The sequence below is a fragment of the Pseudoalteromonas sp. MMG006 genome (assembly GCF_018101025.1).
Taxonomy (GTDB): domain Bacteria; phylum Pseudomonadota; class Gammaproteobacteria; order Enterobacterales; family Alteromonadaceae; genus Pseudoalteromonas.
In genome coordinates this window covers 1-20,524 of record NZ_JAGJEJ010000034.1, presented here as the reverse complement: position 1 = coordinate 20,524, position 20,524 = coordinate 1, and the positions used below count along the sequence as shown (strand labels likewise).

General features: G+C 39.0%; 13 protein-coding genes and 3 pseudogenes. 7 read left to right on the top strand and 9 right to left on the bottom strand.

The features are described from left to right. Window positions 1-107: 107 nt before the first annotated feature. Window positions 108-251, bottom strand: a pseudogene (locus J8L73_RS18715) (protein phosphatase); the annotation flags it as partial. A gap of 169 nt (window positions 252-420) precedes the next feature. Between J8L73_RS18715 and J8L73_RS18710 the strand changes: the two are divergent. After that, on the top strand, window positions 421-573 hold the full coding sequence (locus tag J8L73_RS18710) for a hypothetical protein (protein ID WP_211019335.1): 153 nt from the start codon (window positions 421-423) through the stop codon (window positions 571-573). A gap of 600 nt (window positions 574-1,173) precedes the next feature. Here J8L73_RS18710 and J8L73_RS18705 read toward each other — a convergent pair. Next, on the bottom strand, window positions 1,174-1,668 hold the full coding sequence (locus J8L73_RS18705; protein ID WP_211019333.1) for a dual specificity protein phosphatase family protein: 495 nt from the start codon (window positions 1,666-1,668) through the stop codon (window positions 1,174-1,176). A gap of 89 nt (window positions 1,669-1,757) precedes the next feature. On the opposite strand from J8L73_RS18705, the gene J8L73_RS18700 reads away from it, so the two are divergent. After that, window positions 1,758-3,980 (top strand): exonuclease domain-containing protein, encoded by a 2,223-nt coding sequence (locus tag J8L73_RS18700; RefSeq protein ID WP_211019331.1) that lies wholly within the window; start codon window positions 1,758-1,760, stop codon window positions 3,978-3,980. Window positions 3,981-4,034: 54 nt separating this feature from the next. On the opposite strand, the gene J8L73_RS18695 is transcribed toward J8L73_RS18700, so the two are convergent. Next, a complete protein-coding gene (locus J8L73_RS18695) occupies window positions 4,035-4,919 on the bottom strand; it encodes a DMT family transporter (RefSeq protein ID WP_211019329.1) in 885 nt (294 codons plus the stop codon). Window positions 4,920-5,288: 369 nt separating this feature from the next. Between J8L73_RS18695 and J8L73_RS19520 the strand changes: the two are divergent. Then, window positions 5,289-5,811, top strand: a pseudogene (locus J8L73_RS19520) (sel1 repeat family protein). Between the two features lie 2 nt (window positions 5,812-5,813). Here the strand turns inward: J8L73_RS19520 and rsmS are convergent. Genes rsmS through dinG form a run of 6 tightly spaced genes read right to left on the bottom strand, consistent with a single transcriptional unit; the run spans window position 5,814 to window position 10,636 of the window. After that, window positions 5,814-5,966, bottom strand: coding sequence for a pleiotropic regulatory protein RsmS (gene rsmS / locus J8L73_RS18685; protein ID WP_082660570.1), 153 nt, complete (start codon window positions 5,964-5,966; stop codon window positions 5,814-5,816). Then, on the bottom strand, window positions 5,950-6,231 hold the full coding sequence (locus J8L73_RS18680) for a late competence development ComFB family protein (protein WP_211000631.1): 282 nt from the start codon (window positions 6,229-6,231) through the stop codon (window positions 5,950-5,952). Before J8L73_RS18680 ends, rsmS begins: the two co-directional genes overlap by 17 nt. A gap of 35 nt (window positions 6,232-6,266) precedes the next feature. Then, a complete protein-coding gene (locus J8L73_RS18675; protein WP_211019328.1) occupies window positions 6,267-7,175 on the bottom strand; it encodes a histone deacetylase in 909 nt (302 codons plus the stop codon). Further along, complete coding sequence (locus tag J8L73_RS18670; protein ID WP_058548335.1) at window positions 7,175-7,783, bottom strand: primosomal replication protein; 609 nt, start codon at window positions 7,781-7,783, stop codon at window positions 7,175-7,177. Before J8L73_RS18670 ends, J8L73_RS18675 begins: the two co-directional genes overlap by 1 nt. A gap of 1 nt (window position 7,784) precedes the next feature. Further along, the gene (locus J8L73_RS18665; RefSeq protein WP_211019326.1) at window positions 7,785-8,561 is read right to left on the bottom strand and encodes a TSUP family transporter; all 777 of its coding nucleotides are present in this window, start codon (window positions 8,559-8,561) and stop codon (window positions 7,785-7,787) included. After that, complete coding sequence (gene dinG, locus J8L73_RS18660) at window positions 8,561-10,636, bottom strand: ATP-dependent DNA helicase DinG (protein ID WP_211019325.1); 2,076 nt, start codon at window positions 10,634-10,636, stop codon at window positions 8,561-8,563. Before dinG ends, J8L73_RS18665 begins: the two co-directional genes overlap by 1 nt. 192 nt (window positions 10,637-10,828) lie before the next feature. Between dinG and J8L73_RS18655 the strand changes: the two genes are divergently transcribed. The 4 genes and pseudogenes from J8L73_RS18655 to J8L73_RS18640 form a co-directional block, all read left to right on the top strand. Further along, window positions 10,829-13,171, top strand: coding sequence for a DNA polymerase II (locus J8L73_RS18655; RefSeq protein WP_211019323.1), 2,343 nt, complete (start codon window positions 10,829-10,831; stop codon window positions 13,169-13,171). A 242-nt stretch (window positions 13,172-13,413) separates the two neighbouring features. Further along, window positions 13,414-16,281, top strand: coding sequence for a TonB-dependent receptor (locus tag J8L73_RS18650; RefSeq protein WP_211019321.1), 2,868 nt, complete (start codon window positions 13,414-13,416; stop codon window positions 16,279-16,281). Between the two features lie 870 nt (window positions 16,282-17,151). Further along, window positions 17,152-19,971 (top strand): TonB-dependent receptor, encoded by a 2,820-nt coding sequence (locus J8L73_RS18645; protein ID WP_211019319.1) that lies wholly within the window; start codon window positions 17,152-17,154, stop codon window positions 19,969-19,971. Window positions 19,972-20,285: 314 nt separating this feature from the next. Next, a pseudogene (locus J8L73_RS18640) lies at window positions 20,286-20,524 on the top strand (transposase); the annotation flags it as partial.

The following is a 20,524-nucleotide window of genomic DNA, read 5'->3' as shown; positions in this document are numbered from 1 at the left end:
TGATCTTATCCATACAAGTGATCAATCTTATCAGTGCTAATTCATTACAGGCTATAAATAGAATTATTGACACTATTTATAGTGCTAAATCTTCCCCAACCTCTGTCTTACACCCCAAAGTTCTCAAAGTACTCTTTTTGCAATTCTATAGTGAGTGCTTTAGGGCGAATGCCTTGTACTAGGCTGTATACTTCTTCTTTTGTGTAACTGGCCGAAATTAAAATAAGTGCAGTAACCAACCCAGTGCTGCCATATGGATATTACTCATTTTCTTGTACATTAAAAGTTGAATATACCTCCTTAAAGCTGGTTAAAACTAATTAACCAATTAACACGCGTAATTTATAGCGCAGTTTAGCTTATTCAATTAAAGTGACTATTTAGTTTTTTGAGTATTAATTCTTTTAGGAGACTCGATGGATGCTAGAGATTGTTGATACTAAGGAATTAAAGGCTGCCGCACACTTTACTTTTAACAATATGAAACCCTGTTACGAAATGTATGCGGTAGATTGGGATGTAGAAGACATTTATCAAGCAACCAAAAACCTCAAAAATTTTGATATTGTGTAAGGGTGAACACATAGGTGTTGTGCGTTTATCGTATGAAGAAGGGCGTTGCCAACTTCGTGACATTCAAATTGCAGCTACTTATCAAAACAAAGGTTATGGTGCTCATGTTATTGCATAAGTAGTTGATATGGCTCGTCAACAAAGTGTCAAATTCATAGATCTCAAAGTATTTCAACGTAGCCCTGCATTTAAATTATATAGCCGCATCGGGTTTGCAGTCGATAGAAAAGACGATCGTTTTTATTACATGAGTTTGCAAGTCTAACAGCAACTGTATTACCAATCCTTAAAATAGATCACTTAATTAAGCGGATTGGTATCAAAGAGGCGCAAAGTAATTAGCTTTCGCGATTCTTTAAAGCGCGACTACCCTATGCAGGCATTAGTTTTAAGGAGAGTGAGGTGTACTTAATTGCCGTCATCGACAATTTGCTATGTGGTCTGCCCAAAAATTTAAAAGCACATTTAGGCCTGCAGTTTTGGCTTTTTTCTATTTGGGGGCTTTTTGATTTACATAATAACGATTAGTTACCGTTAATAAGTGGCTAAGTTTATTAAAGGTAACTAACCATTAGCGTTAACATATTCCCCAGTTTTCCCTCACACCTCAAAGTGATTAAAGTACTCTTTTTGCAATTCTATAGTGAGTGCTTTAGGGCGAATGCCTTGTACTAGGCTGTATACCTCATCTTTTGTGTAACCTGCCGAATTTAAAATAAGTGCAGCGACCAACCCTGTGCGGCCAGTGCCGCCTTTGCAATGTATGGCAATGGTTTGCTTGTGTTGTATGGCTTGTAATATATCGGTTTTGTGGGTATTCCAGCTTGATGTAAAAGGCTGTTTGGGTGCTTCGTCGTCATTTATAGGTAAATGAAACCAGGTTATATCGTGCTTATTGCACTCATTATTAATTGTTTGTACGTTGTTTTTTTCAAGCTCCTTTTGCGGCATAAGCGAAAGCAGCATGTGAGTGCCAGCCGCCTTTAATGTAGCGATTGAATCCCCTAAGCTTTGCGTTTTTGTGCCTGGGCAAGGCGTAAAAATAATATTTGCGCCGTTATTAAGTGATAAAACATCGTACGGGTGCGCGCTCATGGTAAGTCCTTTATTTTTAATAAATTTACTTTTATACGATCACTATAGCGTGTTTTAGTTACAAGTTTAAGATTGAATAATAAGCACAAATGCTAGATACTGTTTTTATATACAGTTGTGGCAATGTTATGAAAAAAGAATTACCAGCAAAATACTATTTAGCGCATTTTAGAGAGCTTATTGAGTTTGTAACAAGTAAATGTATGCATTTACTTGAGCCCAAACACAGCCAATTTATTAGTAAAATTAACCAGCTAGATGAGCAAAGCCAATGCATGTTGGCACGTGTGTATTCGCGCAAGCCTTATTTAGTGCAGGCGCAATCGCTCAATTATGAAGAAATAACCTCGCCGCATCAGGCTATTTATACCCTAAAAACAGCGGGTATTTTATATGAGCCAAACGCGCAGCATTACAAGCTACTTATAGCGCATTTAACTAAGCCCATGCTGGTGGAGTTACTCAGTAATTACAGTGAGCAAGTAAGTTTTAAAAAAAGCGCAGCTAAAGGGGATTTGGTCATTATTGCGTGCCAATTTTTTAGTGAGCGCGCAGATGATTTAGCCCCTTTATATAGCCAGTATTTGATAAATAACCGAGAAGATTATTACGAGTATTTTGAGTTTTTATTTGCAGGGCGCTTAAGTAGTGGCGATGTAAACCATCAAAACCGCTTTGTTATGCGCGATTTAGGGTTAACCGCTACCCGCGAAGGGCACAGCGAGAGCTTATCGCGCTTTAATACACTCGCTGAGGCGCAATCTAATTACGTTTTAAATCGTTACCGTTTAGCGTTTAAAAACATCGGCAAAACAGCCGGTAATACAAAAGATGAAACCTTTGATGACAAAACCCCTTACACCGAGCTTGCGCATTTAGTTTTAGCGCAACCGGCGCATGGCGCACAAGCGCACGACATTAAAAACAAACTGCTGGTTAGGCTGTATAAACAACTAAAAAATACCGATAGCGAACTTGCCTTTAGCCTACTTGAAGGCTGCACCGATTACGCCGAAGCACAAGAAATTCAAATAAGAGAGCAATACCGCCTAGGTAATAAAGCGTGGGTTAAAGCGCAGCTAGAGCAAATTATAGAAAACCCGCTCACCGACGACCTACTTTACTTTGCTGATGACTTTTTAATGCGTAAGTTTAATAAACAAACGCGTTCGCGCTTAAGCACTATGCTAGCCGACACCCAATGTGTGCTTGAAATTGACGAAATTTACCGAGGCGATGTAGAGCAAGGCGTAAATGAGCATTACAGTGCAAAAGGGCTAATGGTTTTTAATACCGAAAACACCTTATGGCAAAGCTTGTTTGGCTTAGTATTTTGGCACGAGTTATTTATTGAATCGCCTTACCCACCGTGTAATGAATTTGATATTTACCCGCAAGTTTTACAGCTTGGTAATTTTTATGAAGTACAAAGCACGCAAATTGACGCACGTTTAAAAAGCTGTAGCACTAATCAGGCGCTGCTTAATTTGGTATGTAAACATGCCGCGCAATACTTTGAGGAGCCCAATGGGTTATTTAGGTGGCGTAGCAATTTATTAGAGCCACTAGAGGCACTAATTTTAAACAGCCCGCTTGAGGCGTTAATTGCGCACTTAACGGCCATGAGTAAACAGTATTTGCAGCTAAAAGATGGCTACCCCGATTTAATGGTTATTAATAATGGCCAAGTACACTTTGAAGAGGTAAAAGCCCCGGGTGATAAGCTTAGGCGCAACCAGCTTACCACCATTGATAATTTAAAAAATGTAGGTTTTACAGTACATATTGCCGCAGTTAAGTGGTTTGTAGACCCTAACCGTATTTACAGTGTGGTTGATATAGAAACCACGGGCGGCTTAAAAGGCGGTAACCGCATTACCGAAATTGGCATTGTTAAAGTGCAGCACGGTAAAGTAATAGATACCTGGACGACACTTATTAATCCGCAGCGCCATATCCCAAGTTTTATTACTAAATTGACCGGCATAAGCGATGGCATGGTTTACAACGCGCCTGTATTTGCCGATATAGCACAGCCACTACTAGATAAACTCGCAGGCAGTATTTTTGTAGCCCATAACGTAAACTTTGATTACGGCTTTATTAAAAAAGAGTGCGAGGTTGCAGGGCACTTTTTTAAAATGCCAAAAATATGCACCGTGGTTGAATCGCGCAGAGCGTTTAAAGGGTTAAAGTCGTATTCGCTTGGTAACCTTAGTGCGCATTTTAATTTAAATTTAACTAGCCATCACCGCGCATTGGCCGATGCAACGGCTACTGCTGAGCTGTTATTGCTTATTCAGCAATCCTAGAACAATGAATAAACAATAGTCTTAACGTAAAAAGTAGTATGTACTTTTAAGCACTTAGCTTGTTTTAGCTAAGTGTTTTTTTCGTGGTAAAAACCCAGTAACCAGCATAGTGCCCACAATAACAAATAATGCGCCTAAAAACGTATTTGGCCCTATTTGCTCATCTAAAATCAAATGCCCCCAAAATATGCCAAATAGCGGAATCAAAAACGTAACCGTTAAAGCAGAGGTTGGGCCTATATCGTCAATAAGTTTAAAAAATAAAATATAAGCAAGCGCTGTACACACTACACCAAGGGCTAAAACGCCGAGCATAACGTTGGTGGTTGGCACTTCACGCATGGGCATAAATAAAATAAGGGGCAGTACCATAAAACTCGCTGCCCACATTGAGCCGTGTGCGTTATTGAACGGTGCAAGCTTTGGCGCATTTTTTGTGTAATGGGATGCAATGGCATAACAAAGCGAAGCGCTTAATGCTGCGACTATGGCTATTATTGATTGGCCATTTAATACAAAATGATTTTGCCCAACTAAAATTGCCACGCCTATTAAACCCAACAGCAAGCCTAAAACCATACTCTTAGTAGGCTTGGTTTTACTCCAAATAATACCTACAACTGCGCCCCAAATAGGGGTTGTTGAATTTAAAATAGATAACGTAGATGCGCTAATAGTTTGCGCGGCATAAGCAAAAAGCAAAAAAGGTAGGGCGGAGTTAAGTGCGCCAATTATAAAAAAGTGCTTCGTGTGCTCAGTAAACGCCAAGCGGCGTTTTAAGTACAGCGCCACTATAAATAGTGTGAGTGCCGCAAAGCCCACTCTAAACTCTATTAACACCGCGGGCCCTAAGCTATTCGCGGCCATTCGCATAAATAAAAATGAGGCGCCCCAAATTGCAGCCAGAAAAAATAACCTAAGTAAACTTGCTAAGCTCATGATAGTATTTTAATTATACAAATTAGATTACAGAATAACAGGCTTTGCAAAGAGTGTAAGCCAGATTCGGTACTCGCATATAAAAATAATAAAAGGACTAGGGCGTGTTGATCTTTGCGGATTGAAATTTGTTCAATCTAGGGGCGATTAAATCGCGGCGCGAGGTTTGTAACCTAGTGGGCTAAGTAAGAATCGAGTAACAAAGAGTTTATCGCCCCTAGGCAGAACCCGAAGGGCAGCGCATGTTTGGCATTTATGCTGCGTTATCGCCTATTTATGGGGAATAACCACACTTCATAGGCTCCGCCTTGCCTAAAAACCAAACATACTGCTGCAAATTCAACCATCAAAGATCAACATGCCCTTGTTATTGCTAGGTGTTTACTGGTTACAGCAATTTTGGTTGTGGGTTTATTAAGTGGGTGTGGGTCGACCCCAGTTAACCTATACAGCGACAATACAATTAAGAAAAAAGAATACAATGGGATTAAAGCGTATAAAAAGGGGCTGTATGAACAAGCTTTTGATGATTTAAAAGAGCCTGCAGCACTTGGTTATAATAGTGCACAACAAACGTTGGCGTTTATGTTTTTAAAATGCCAATAAGTGGAACAATCTACTAAACTCGGAATGGGCTGGCTAGGCATTGCAAAAAAGCGGGGGTTGAAAATTGGTCTGCGCAATACGATGCATTTTACAGTGCAGCGACTACGCAGCAAAAGCAACAAATAGACGAAACTGTGGCGTTGTATATAACGCAATTTGGCGATAAAGCGCAAAATATGATCTGTCGTCGTTCACTTCGCCTAGGCGTACATTTTGCGAAGTTAAAATTGATTTTACTAAGCACGACGGTAGCGTTACCCAGCACGACATACAAACAATAGAATAGCGTTATGGCTTTTCTAGCTTTTTTTCAAAGTCGCTTTTCACAATATCGAGTGCTTTTAAAACCTCTTCTGGGGCAACGTCGTGTTGCTCCAAAAGCATAATTAAATCTACAGCAAGTTTTACATGTGTAGGGGCTTGATCAAGTGGATTGTTCATTTAGATCTTTCTTTTTAGATATTTGACTAATAGCGACATCAATAGCTGTTTGAACGCGCTCTTCCATATGAATTCGCTCACTTTGTGGCAAATAAAAGGCCATATCTACATCGTAGCGAATATAGCGAGGGGGAAGTTGATTGAGCACCGTACAACAAAAGTCGGCCATAACATCTTCTGTGTAAACTTTATCTAGTTTACGTTTAAGGATTTCTTCAACTACTATTTTTTCGTAAAAGTTATGTATGTCTTCATGTAATCGCATCTTGCTTCCCTAAACAACCATTGCATTTTATGAGTTTATACTAAGGCTGGGTATAAATCGACTGCAGCTTTAAATAGTTGTTTATGAACATTAATTAGCGAATTTACATTACGCTGATAGCCTCCGCCAAGTGCGCACATGAGCGGAATGTCATTCATTTTACAATAATTGAGTAAGTAATAGTCTCGATTGTAAACTCCCTCAAGGGAGACATTAAATAGGCCAAGTTCGTCTTTTTGGTAAATATCTGCCCCTGCGTTATATAAAATAATGTCGGGGTTGTGAATGCGAACGCAAAATTCGAGTGCCTGTTTAAGGGTGGATAAGTAGTCGGCATCAGTTGTGTTGGCCGGCATTGCAAAGTCGCAATCGGATTGCTGCTTTAAGCGCGGAAAGTTTTGTTCACAATGTATAGAGCAAGTGATTATATTACTTTGATTTTGCGTTATTTGTGCGGTGCCGTCGCCTTGATGTACATCGCAATCAAAAATTAAAACCGTATCGGCTTGATTTGTATTTATTAAATGCGCTGCTGCAATAGCAAGGTCGTTAAAAATACAAAAACCGCTGCCGTAATCTCTGTATGCATGATGATAGCCACCACTTAAATTAGCGCTAAAGCCATGCTTTAGCGCGTGTTCGCTACCTTGGATACTCGCACCAACCGATAATAATGTGCGCTCTACCAATTGTTCTGAATAAGGAAAGCCCATTTTTTTAATGGCTTTGTTGCTAAGTGACCCGTTTAAAAAGTCATTAATATAATCTTGATTATGGCAAAACGAAAGCTGAGCAGGTGTTGCTTTTATAGGCGAAGTAAAATGATTAGCCGTTAAGCCTAGGCCTTCAATTTCTGCTTTGAGCAGTTGGTATTTTTGTATTGGAAAGCGATGGCGTTCAGGAAGCGTTAAAGCAGAATAAAGCGGGTGATAAAAAAACTGCATTAGCGTAATTGTTGTTTTTCGACTTGTTGAATTTTATCTTCGGTGGCCGAAATTGCTTTACGGCATCTACCTAATCGAGCATGTGTAGTTAAAATTTCCATATTAAGCTTTTGCGCTTGCGCTGGTGTGGCTTTTTCCATTTGTAGCTTACGCTCTTCAATCATTAGTACTAAGCGGCGTTCAAATTCATGGTTTTGTTTAAGCTCGTCGTATAGCTCGTGCGACGATTGCATGATTTTTTGCACGGCTTGTTTATAAACTTTATTTTTTGGGCGTGGCTTAAAGTGGCTTTTGTTTTCTTTTGTCCAAATAGGCGTTGATTTAATAACACTAAACACGGCTTGCACTTGATTACCTATTCGCTCAAGAGCGTAGGTATATGCGTGGCGATGTTCACTGGGTGGTAGGCTTGCTATTTCGTCTTCTATTTCTGTTACGTAGTCGGCAAGGTTCATACTTTTAGTACTAAAAACGCCGCGATCAAACAAGCTTGGCTGAGCTTGCATATAACGGTTTTTAGAAAACAATTTAGCTTTATCAAATTGCTCGGCTTGTTGTTTAAGCGTGGCAACTTGTTGGCGTAATTTATCTAACGCGTTTGCTAGCATTTTATAGGTAAGCCTCGTAAATAAGTTTTAATGCTAAAAGTATAACCATAGTATTAAATACCGGGCGTATAAATTTTCCGCCAAAACGGATGGCTGAGTGTGCACCAATCCAAGCGCCGAACATTATAAATAACCCCATAATTAAGCCCAGTAAAAAGTTTACGTGGCCAAGCGCTACAAAGGTTATGAGCGATATAAAGTTAGATACAAAGTTCATTGAGCGAGCTAAGCCACAGTTAAGTAGCAAACTCATTTTATAAAACAGGCTGTTTGATGCAGTCCAAAAGGTCCCAGTTCCTGGGCCTGCTACGCCATCAAAAAAACCTAAAGCTAACCCTTGCAGCCACTGCTTAACTTTTAAAGCGGGGTTTTTTGAAGGTAGTTCGTCGCCTTGCGTGGTACTTAAGCTGCCAAATAAGCTGTAGCATGCCACCATTATAATAATGATAGGTAAAAGCTTGTTTAAAAAATCTATACTTAAGTGATCCACGACCAACGTGCCGATTAGTGCACCTATAGCGGTGGCTAGTATGGAGCTTGCCCAAAACTTAGGACTAAATAGGTTCTTTTTATAATATGTATAGCTGGCCGTTAATGAGCCAAAGCTCGCAGCAAGTTTATTGGTACCAAGTGTTAAGTGTGGTGGTAAACCCGCAGTTAATAGTGCAGGTACTGTAAGTAATCCGCCTCCACCGGCTATTGCATCAATAAAGCCTGCGGCCAGTGCCGCTGCGCACAAAACTGCCAGTGTAGTTGGATCTAAAGCAAGTTCAAACATTAATAATCTATTTGTCTTTTAAAAGGTGGTAAGGTGTCGAGCATGGCTTTACCGTAGCGCTTGGTAATTAAGCGCCTATCGAGAATGGTTATACAGCCTTCATCGCTCTCTTTTCGCAGCAGTCTACCACAGCTTTGTACCAATTTCTTTGCGGCATCGGGCACTGTAATAGACAAAAACGGGTTACCGCCTTTACTTTGTACAAATTCTGCTTGAGCCTCTTCTATGGGTGATGTTGGCACAGCAAACGGAATTTTTGTAATAATTAAATTTTCTAAATATTTGCCAGGTAAATCAAGCCCTTCTGAAAGACTTTGCGTACCAAATAAAATACTGCCTTTACCGTCATCAATATTTTGAGTGTGCTTTTTAAGCAATGCCTCTCGCGACATTTCGCCTTGTACTAATAAGTTAAAACCTTTTGTTCTAAGAAACTTAGCCACATGATCCATTTGCCAGTACGATGCAAACAACACTAGGTTAGCTTTTTTAGTACTTAAATACTCTGGCAGAGTTTGCGCTAAATGGTCGCTAAAGGCTTTATCGGTTGGTTCTATTTTACTAACCGGAATTCTAAGTGTTGCTTGTTTAGGGTAATCAAAAGGAGAGGGGACCTTAATAAACTTAACACCTTCCTCTTTGGCTAAACCACTTTCGTAAGCAAAATGATCAAATGAACCAAGGGCACTTAAAGTAGCAGAGCATAAAACTGCACCTGCGCATTCATTCCACAATTTATCTTTTAGGTAGTAACCTACTTCAATTGGGCAGTCGCTTAATAAATGATCGTGATGGCTTTTATACTCTAGGCGCTTTATCCACCTAGCATGTGGTGTGCCTTCTCCTTTATTTGCATAGCTGTACCAAAGTTTATTTAACTGCTCTAAGCGGTTTATGTATTGCCCGCTTTCGGCTAAGACAGGGTCGGCAACATAGGGTTTTATATCACCATCGCTTACATCTTGGGTGAGGGTGTCGTGCATTTTGTTTAAGCAGCGTAGTGCATCTAGTGTGGCATCGCTTATATCTTTAGCTTTGCTATGCAACGATTTAGGAATTTCGCCATGTTCAAAACGATATGTGTCGTCTTTAGAGTATTCAAAGTCGGCGTTATCGAGAATATCACGTACTACTTTTAAATCTTTATTGGCGTCATTAATGCTGTCGCACAGTTTGAAATTTTGACCAATGGCTTTTTGACCAACGAGTACCTTAGACATTTTGCCACTAAATTTGGTGAGTTTATCTAGCCAGTCTATGGTGCCTTTAATAGTGGCTGCCGCCGATGAAAAGTCACGGGTAATATGCGCTAGGTGATGCGCTTCATCTATTACATAAATAGTATTGTCGGGCTCGGGTAATATTTTACCGCCACCTAAATCTAAATCAGCAAGTAGTAACGAATGATTAATTACCAGTACATCCATTTGCATAAGCTGATTACGAGCCAGCTGAAAAGGACAAGTTTGGTGCGATTTCATTTGGCGCTGACAGGCATGTTTATCGCACGCGATTAAATTCCACACTCTGTCAGGGATGGTGTCGGCCCAGCTGTCTCTGTCGCCTTGCCATTTTTTATTAACGTATGCATCGTATAAATCTTTGAGGCACTTGGTTTCCATATCACTTAATGGTGAGGTAAGTGTTGGCATAAACTCCATTTGCGTTTGGCTATCACCATTAACTGCGTTATGTAGTTTATGGGCGCAAATGTAGCGCTGCCTACCTTTTACCAGGTCAAACTTAAAGTCGAGCCCAGAATGCTTTTTAAAAAAAGGCAGCTCTTTAGCAATTAATTGCTCTTGCAATGCCACGGTAGCCGTAGAAATTACCAGCTTCTTTTTTTGTGCAAGGGCAAGCGGTAAAGCACCTAAACAATAAGCAAGTGATTTACCAGTACCCGTGCCTGCCTCAATTACGCATATACGCTGTTTTTTGTGGTATTCGCCGGCAAGCGTTTTTGCTATTTCGGCGACGAGGTAGTTTTGGCTACTACGCGGGCGATAATCAGTTAGGTTATTAGCCACATGCTGGTGTACTTGCCTAATTGTTTTTTTTAGTGAGTCAGAAAGCATGGGATGATTTGCCTAAACTATGTATATAATTACAGTGCTATGGATTTTAGAGTCATAAGAGTGTAACTACAAGCAACGATGAGATTAAATTAGTAAATAAAGTTTATTAATGTTTATTTAAATTGATTGTATGGCTTATAGAATTTTGAATTAAGTAAAAACTTACATATGTATGTATAAGGTTTATTAATAGTGTATTTAACAGCCGGTTTTATAGTCTCTTCTCACGCTTACGATACTGAAAACGGTATTTGTTACGAGGCGTGGTTTTGCAGCGATAATGGGCCAATTAAAACAGTATCAACAAACGAGAGGGCACTTTTTTTTGTTAAAAGCACAGATGCTGAAAGAGTGAGTGAAATTTTAACGGCTGAATCGCTTTACTTTACTATAAAAAACTTACCTCTAAAAAGCTTTCAGCAGCAAAGCGTTTCTGCGTGTTATTTTAGTTCACTTAAGCATTTTTACTCAGCAGCTAAAATATTAAAACAATATGGTGTTTTACTGTATGAAGAGGATATTCGCCCGATAGAGCGTTATTTAATGGAGCGTTTTATAAAAGGTGGGGCATGGATAACGGGTAACGCGTTTACTAAAAATGGTTATACGCTAGTAACGGATGCTAAATTAAAAGCGAATAAAGCGTATTCTCCAACTCTTAATAAGCTTTCATTAGATATTGAGTGTAATGAAAGCGGGGTTTTGTTTTCAATAGGACTAGTTGGCTGCGGCTTAGATTGTGTTTTAATGATTGGCGAGCCTAACAATAATGCTGATAAATTAGACTTTGATATTGTTTGGTGTGTAGATGAGGCAGAATTACTCAATAGGCTTGAGCATTATATTCAGCTAAGCGACCCTGATGTAATAGTCGGTTGGAACGTAATAGAGTTTGACTTTGCTGTTATTCATGAAAGAGGGGAAGCCCTCGGTATTAAATTAATGCTAGGAAGAGCAGAGCAACCTTTATATGTAAGAAAAGGGAATTTTACACGGGTGTCCATTCCTGGAAGGTGCGTTATTGATGGCATAGATACTTTAAAAAACGGTACATACAGTTTTGAAAGTTTTTCATTAGCAAACGTTTCAAACGACGTGTTAGGAGAGTCTAAATTAATAGAATCAGCCAATAGCTTACAAGAAATCATCCGGCAATTTAATGAAGATAAACTTTCTTTAGCAAAATATAATCGGCAGGATTGTATTTTGGTAAATAAAATTTTTGATAAATTAAAACTGCTAGATTTTGCTGTTATTCGAACTCAATTAACAGGGCTAGAACTTGAAAAAAAAGGTGGCTCTGTTGCAGCCTTTATAAATATGTATTTACCTTTATTGCATCGCAGCGGCTATATTGCCCCGAATATGGGTGATCACGGTTTAACATTTGAAAGCCCTGGTGGCTATGTAATGGAATCTATTCCTGGGCTTTATAAAAACGTTATTGTTTTGGACTTTAAAAGCCTGTATCCGAGTATTATGCAAACCTTTTATATAGACCCACTTGGGCTTATTGAGGGGCTCAAAGAGCCAAGTGAAAGTGTGCAAGGTTTTAACGACGCTGCTTTTTCACGCGACAAACACCACCTACCGTTACTTATTAAAAGCTTAGCAGCTCAAAGGCAGCTTGCTAAAGATCAGAAAAACTCAATGCTTTCTCAGGCCATTAAAATAATAATGAACAGTTTATATGGTGTATTGGGCTCTAAAGGGTGCCGATTTTACGACCCTAGGTTATCAAGCTCTATTACTCTGCGTGGGCATGAAATAATGCAACAGACCAAAAAGTGGATAGAAGATCTTGGTTACAGTGTTATTTATGGAGATACGGATTCAACATTTGTAAAGTTAAATGATGAACTAACACCAAATGAGTGTAATGAAGTTGGAAAGTTTTTAGCAGAGAAAATAAATACAGCGTGGAAAAACGAGATTAGAAAAACACACAATTTAACAAGCCATTTGGAAATAGAGTTTGAATCTTATTATAGTCCCTTCTTTTTACCTACCATTAGAGGCAAATCTGTCGGATCTAAAAAGCGTTATGTAGGTAAATTAATTAAACCTGACGAATCAAAATTAGTATTTAAAGGGCTAGAAACAGTAAGAAGCGATTGGACCAAATTAGCTCAGCAGTTCCAATTTGACCTATTTACTAGTCTTTTTGATGGAAATCTAAACATAGAGCACTTAATAAAAGATTACACAACGAAATTATTTAAAGGTGAATTTGACGATTTACTTACTTTTAAAAAACGGTTAGGTCAAAACTTAATCGATTATAAGAAAAATATCCCTCCCCATGTGCAAGCAGTCAAAAAGCACCAGAAAAAAAATAGCGAGTTTGTAGTGAATAGAGGCGAATTTGTTACATTCGTTTACACAACTACTGGAGTTGAGCTGTATCAAGGGCTACACAGCTATGACTACTCAATTTATATAGAGAAGCAAATTATACCTTTATTAGAAATGATTTCGCGAATTGTTAACGTTAACGTAAAAAGTAATGAGCGAAAGCAGATTGAATTATTCTAATTTGTGAGTTTATTAATATAAACTTATTATATATTTTACTTTTATTTCATATTTATGTGCGGTAATTCGGTTTTTAAAGAAAAATAGATAAAAACCTCCTTTTAATTAATATTTTATTAACAGTGGTTGGCTTTTATATATTTTTTGTTTAGTATCTGGGGTAGTCGCTGTTAATAAACTGTGACGAAAAAAATAATTAAATAATAGTCGCTTCTAACAAGTGGTGACCCAGGGAGAATCAAATGTTAAATAATAAAGTTTCAAAGGCTGTTCGCTTAGCGATTGCGTTTGGCGCAGCCTCTACGGCTACCTTCTCTGCAAGTTCATTTGCTGCAGAAGATGAACTAGAAAAAGTTGAGCGAATCCAAGTTACTGGTTCTAGAATAAAAAGAACTGATTTAGAGACGTCTAGTCCAGTAACAGTAATGACTGCTGAGGAAATTAAGTTAAGTGGTTTTACTCGTGTAGAAGATGTTTTAAATCAACTACCGCAGATTGAAGCGGCAGAAAGTTCTTTCTTAGCAAATGGTGCAACAGGTACAGCTACAGTTGACTTGCGTGGACTCGGTTCTAATAGAACACTTGTTTTGATAAATGGACGTAGAATGCAAGCCGGTAGTATCACCTCTCAGGTTGCAGATATAAACCAGATCCCAGCTTCTTTAATTAAACGCGTGGATGTATTAACAGGTGGTGCTGCAGCTGTTTACGGTGCGGATGCTGTCGCTGGTGTTGTAAACTTTGTAATGGATGATGAGTTTGATGGTGTCTCTTTAAACGTAGGTACTTCAGGTTACCAGCATAATAACGATAATAAATATATTCAAGGCCTTATGGATGACAAAGGTTTTGATTATGAAACTGGCAATACTGGTATAGATGCAGAGGCATATAGCATTGACTTTACAGTCGGTAGCTCATTTGATGGTAGTAAAGGCCATGCTGTTGGTTATGTAACGTATAACCGTCAAAGAGAGTTGCTTCAAGGTTCACGTGATTACTCATCGTGTGCGTTAAATGGCGCAGGTCAAGTATGTGGTGGCTCAGCAACTACACCTAATCCTCATTTTGATATATACCCAGTGGTAGATGGTGAGGTTGACTACAAGCAAAACCTATTTGGTTATCTAAACCCAAATGGTCAAGGGTTCATTGAAGATGACGGCTACCGTTATAACTATGCCCCAGTTAACCATTTCTTAAGACCAAATGAGCGATTTACTTTTGGTACATTCATAGATTACGAAATTAATGAAAACTTCAGACCTTACCTTGAGTTCTCGTTCATGCATAATAGAACTGCCGGGCAAATTGCTGAATCAGGCACGTTCTACAACGAGGAAATCTTATTTGATTACGATAACCCTCTGCTTTCAGACCTTCAAAAACAACAGCTTCAAACATTATTTGGGCAAGATGCAGGTGACCAGTTTGTAGCCTACATTGGTAAGCGTAATGTTGAAGGTGGACCACGCGAAGATAATTTAGAGCACACTTCATACCGTATCCTTACTGGTATGGAAGGTGAACTAAATGACAGCTGGTCATATGATATTAGCTATAACTACTCTTCGACTACATCTAGCTCAGTTTATAAAAATGATTTGTTAGCTCCAAAAATAGCTCCGCGCGTTGGTGCTGTTGGTACTGAATGTGCTGAAGAAGATGGCTGTTTATTATACAATGTATTTGAGTTAGACGGTGTAACTGCTGAGCAAGCAGCTCAGCTGGCTGGTGTAGGTACTCAAACTGGTTTAGTTACACAAATAATTTATAGTGGTTTTGTAAGCGGCGAATTTGATTGGACCCTACCTTCTGCTTCACTACCAGTAGCAGCCGTATTTGGTTTTGAGCGTCGTGAGCAAGATTACGAGCGTGTATCAGATACTGTATACGAAGAAGGTCAGCTACTAGGTCAAGGCGGTCCATCGCCAAGCCTTTATGGTTCTATCGACGTAAACGAAGTATACGGTGAGTTACAGGTTCCTGTTCTTGATGAGCTTAACGTATCTCTTGCTGCACGCTGGTCTGATTATTCAACAACTGGTTCGGATACGACTTATTCAATTGGTGCTGACTACACTTTAGCTGACGCTTATAAATTTAGAGCTAGTTATGCGAAGGTTGTACGTGCCCCGAATATTGGTGAGTTATTCTCTGCTCAAAGCATCAGCCTTTGGAGCGGTGATGACCCTTGTGCAGGTGATCCAAATGCTGCTGATGTAGGTGATCGTCCAACTTTCACTGCTAGTCAATGTGCTAATACAGGTGTAAGCGCTGACCAATACGGTAATATCGGTGAGTCACCTGCAGGTCAGTATAACCAATTTGCTGGTGGTAATACTGAACTAGAACCGGAAGAGGGTGATACATTTACTGTAGGTTTAGTTGCTAACCCATTTGACGGTTTTAATTTCTCAATTGATTACTTTAAAATTGAAATTGAAAAGGTTATTGGTGTTGTTGGTGCAGAGCGTATCATTAACAACTGTGGTGAAACAGGAGACGCATTCTTCTGTGATAACATTACACGTAGTCCTTCTGGTAGCTTATGGTTAGGTCAAGCTGGTTTTGTAACTAACTTAAGTGACAACATTGGTGGCCGTACTTGGGAAGGTGTAGATTTTACAGCCGCTTATAAAATGGACTTAGAAAATGCTCAACTAAACTTTGATATTAATGGCTATTACAGCATGAAGAAAGAAGTTGAACCTATTTTAGGTGATACTGAACTTGCTTATGACTGTTCAGGTAATATTAGCACGGACTGTTTTGCGTCTCCTGAATGGCGCCATACCGCTAGCGCAAATTATCTACGTGATGATTGGAGAGTTGGCGTGAAATGGCGTTACTATGGTGAAGTTGACTACGATGGTACAGCAGACACTTCACTAGTAGAAAATGGTGGTATTGATGCGTACAACTTTATCGATGTTTCAGGTAGTTACTCATACAACGAACACTTGACCTTCACTGGTGGGGTTAACAACATATTTGATAGAGAGCCACCTATGGTTGGTAACACAGTATCATCTAATGCGAACACTGTTGCAGGTTTCTATGACACGCTTGGTCGCTTCGTTCACGTTAGCTTTAATTTAAAATTCTAATTAGCTAAAAATGTAAATAAAAAAGGGTTTGTAATTTTAGTTACAAGCCCTTTTATTTTTAAATGAAGAGTAACTTCTTCATCTATTTTAATGACTCTGCAATCCGCTTTCCTACATGGAGTCAATCTGTAAATAGATCCTCAATAAATGAAAACTTATTCTGTTAAATTACTTCACACCTTATAGGGTTTACTGTGCAAACTTCTATGATCACATAAGTTTTATTTATCCACGTTTTGATTCAGTTTTCCTTAAACAATTATTTACAGGTGCAGTACTTCTAGTTCGCTATGGGAGTTTGTTATGTTAATACAATAATTGCTTTAGATTTGCTTGGAAGTTCAATCTGTTGCTTTTAACAGTTATAAATAGTTGCTGGTCCCTTAAAGTATGGGGCGAAAGCTGAGAAGTCCAGCTATTTTTGTGAGCGATTAAAGTGGGTTCATGGGATAAGTTGGTTAATAATGGTTATTTCTAATTAATAATATTATTGGGTTTTGTTTTTAAATATACCGTGCTCTGCTCACTCGCCCTGCTAGCTCTATGAAAATGCGAATGTAGTTCTGGTGACTAGACCTACTTTAATTAGAAAGTGGATAGTGCTATATGTTTAATATTTATATCAGTATAGCTATGAGCTAAATTAATATAGGAAAGCTGTTTGTGCATTTTATTGCAATAATCATTGATGCATTAAGTGCACCGTGTTGCACATATGTAAGCTGCAAATTGTTGTAAATGAAAGGTGTTTTTGGTTATCGCTTTGTTGACTTCATGGCTAAAGTGATACTAATATTTGCGGGCCAGTTAATTCAAAGCTTTAGCTTGGTATATAAAAATAAACTATTAGAAATATTCAGGGAGAATCACATGTTAAATAATAAAGTTTCAAAGGCAGTGCGCTTAGCGATTGCTTTTGGTGCAGCATCTACTGCAGTATTTTCGGCAAGTTCAATTGCCGCTGAAGAAGGCGTAGAAAAAGTAGAGCGTATTCAAGTTACTGGTTCACGCATAAAGCGTACTGATGTTGAAACACCAGTGCCAGTTACGATTATTGGTCGAGCAGATATAGAGCAAATGGGTGCATTAAATGTAGCCGATGTTTTAAATCAATCGCCTGTGGCTATCGCTGGCGCGGATCAATCTAACTCTTCATTCAGCACTTCTGGTGTTGGCTTAAATACTACATCACTTCGTAATCTGGGTGAAGCACGCACCCTAGTGCTGGTTAATGGTCGCCGCTTTGTATCTGGCCGTTCTCCATCAAGTGGCTACGCAGTAGACCTAAATGCTATACCTGCATCAATGATTGAACGTATTGAAATTTTGAAAAGTGCTTCTTCAGCTATATATGGTACTGATGCTGTAGCTGGTGTAGTAAATATTATCACTCGGGATAATGTTGAAGGTGTAGAAGTTAACGCTCAAACAGGTATTTCAGATGAAGGCGATCGTGAAAAGTACTCTCTGAATTTAACAGCTGGGAACAGCTGGGATACTGGTAATGTAACTGTTGCTATTGGTTATGATGATGATAAAGGTCTTAAACCTTCCGATCGTGCGTTTTCAGAGTTCGATGAAGCGATACTACTAGATGAGAATGGTAATGAGTATGTAGGTAAAGTATTTTCTTCTTACACCCCACAGGGGCGTGTAGGATCTTACAACGCTGATGGTACACCTTATACAGGGCTTGAAGGTGGCGATGCATTTAACAGAGCTGATTATCGTCAACTTGTTACTCCTCTTGAGAGAAAATACGCAGCATTAAATATTAAACAAGAAATTAATGATGATGTTGAGTTTTTCGCGGAAATGAACTGGAATTCATCTAAAACATATAACTCTACAATTGAGCCAACACCATTTTCTACTAATGATGTATTCTTACCAGAGCGTGGCGGAGAAGGTGGGATAAAGCTAAGTAATCCTATGGTTCCGGAGTTACTTCGTGAAAATCTTCTTAATGACGGATATGGTCTAGAAGATAACATTCCTGAGCTAGTTCGTCGTATGGTTGAGTTTGGTGCTCGTTCTACTGATTTAGAGCGTGATACTGTTCGAATTGCGACTGGCATAGACTGGATGATCAATGATGAATGGTCATTAAATACTTATGTATCTTGGGGTAAAACGGATCAACGCCAAGACAGTGGTGGCCAAGTTAACATTGAAAGAGCAGCACAAGCTTTTGATGTAGTACAAAACGACGATGGTTCACTTCAGTGTGCAAACGACTTAGCTGTTTTACAAGGTTGTGTGCCTTTAAATTTATTTGGTGAGGGCTCTGTTTCAGCAGAAGCTGTTGATTACGTAAAAGTACCGGCTAAAATTGCTGGTCAAACAGAACAGTTTATCGTTTCAGCTTCTTTGGTCGGTGAATTACCGATTGAACTAGCTGGTGGCCGAGTTGGTGTTGCTTTTGGTGCTGAGCACCGTTTAGAAAGTGGTTTCTTTAACCCTGGTGATTTAGCTCAAACAGGTGCATCTAGCACTAACAGATCATTACCAACAGATGGAAGCTACTACTCAAACGATTACTACGTAGAAACAATTTTACCTATCTTGGATAATTTGGAATTAGATCTTGCTGCTCGTTACTCGGATCATGAAATTGTTGGTGGTCAAACAACATGGAATGCTGGTATTCAATATTCACCAATTGATACATTGAAATTTAGAGCATCTGCTGCAACAGCTATTCGTACACCAAACATTGCAGATTTATTCGGTGGACGAAGTGAAACTTTTGCTAATGTTACAGATCCATGTAGCGGCGTAACAGCTTCAGATACAGGGAATGTAGCTCAAAATTGTTTATCAATTCCTGAAGTAGCAGCTCGAGTTGCTGCAAATGGTTCATTTGAGTTAACTCAAACAGAAGCGCAAAGCACAGGTGGCTTTATAGGTGGTAATGAGGATGTTCAAGAAGAAACTGCAGACACATATAGTGTAGGTGTTGTATGGCAAGCGACGGATGAGTTTGCGTTAACAGTTGATTACTATGATATTTCAGTTGAAGATGCTATATCATCAACGAGCCGTACTACAGTATTAAACCGCTGTTTTGATGTTAGCTCTGCAGATTTTGATCCTACTTGCGCAGGTAACTCTCTACGTGACCAAAATGGTGCTTTAGTTGAAGTTAATTCAGGTACGAGTAATGAGAATAATATCGAGACTTCAGGTGTCGACATTGAGTTAGCATATAATTTAAGTACAGAATACGGTGAGTTTGGTGCTAATCTTATCTGGAACCACCTAATCGAATACAACGAGACTGGTATAGAAAGTGGTGAAACGGTAGAGTATGCAGGACAGGTATTTACACCGGATAACAGAGCTAACCTTAACTTAAGCTACGGTTTAGAAGATTTAAATCTCTCTTGGCGCATGCGTTATTGGGATCGCTCAGTGGATAGTGTAGATGGTGGTAATTTCAACTACACAGACTTTACTCCGCTTGAAGAATATAATGAGTTTGGATCAGTGGTTTACCATGACATCTCAGCAGGCTATAGCTTCTCAGACAGCATGAATGTTACCTTAACTGTTCGTAACTTATTTGATAAGCAACCACCTGTTGCAAACCAAAGTTCATCAAGTGGTGGTACTGGTATTAACACAGTTTCAGAAGCATATGATGTAACTGGTCGGTATTTACAGTTGAGTTTTACAACTAAGTTCTAATTAGTTTTGCTCAACCTGAAATAAGTGACACTTATTTCACTTTAAACGCTCGGTGAATTTCATCGGGCGTTTTGTATTAAGGCTGGTAGAGGCTTTCTCTCATTATAATAACTTACCTACTTTTCAATCATTTTTTTGCTCGTTAAAAACCTCTAGGCTTATAGTAAAATCCTTCCCTTTAAACTACCCCGTTGATACGGTATGCTATTTCATTTCGATAACAAACATATGTGTCTTTGTAGTGGTACAGTGATTTTGGCCACCTATTAAGAAAGAAATGTTATGCTGATAAGCATACAAATTTGGGTGAGAAAATGACGAAATTAAAACGTGCAACGTATTCTGTAGCAATCAAATTAGAAACAGCTCAGCTTGTAGTTGACCAAAGTTATACTCAAGAAGAAGCAGCCAAAGCGATGGGTGTGCGTAAATCCACCGTTGTAAGTGGGTTACTCAATTAAAGCAAGAGCGTAATGGCCAGCCACCATTGGCTTCGCCAATTACGCCCGAACAAATTGAAATCCGCGAACTTAAAAAGCAAATCCAACGCATC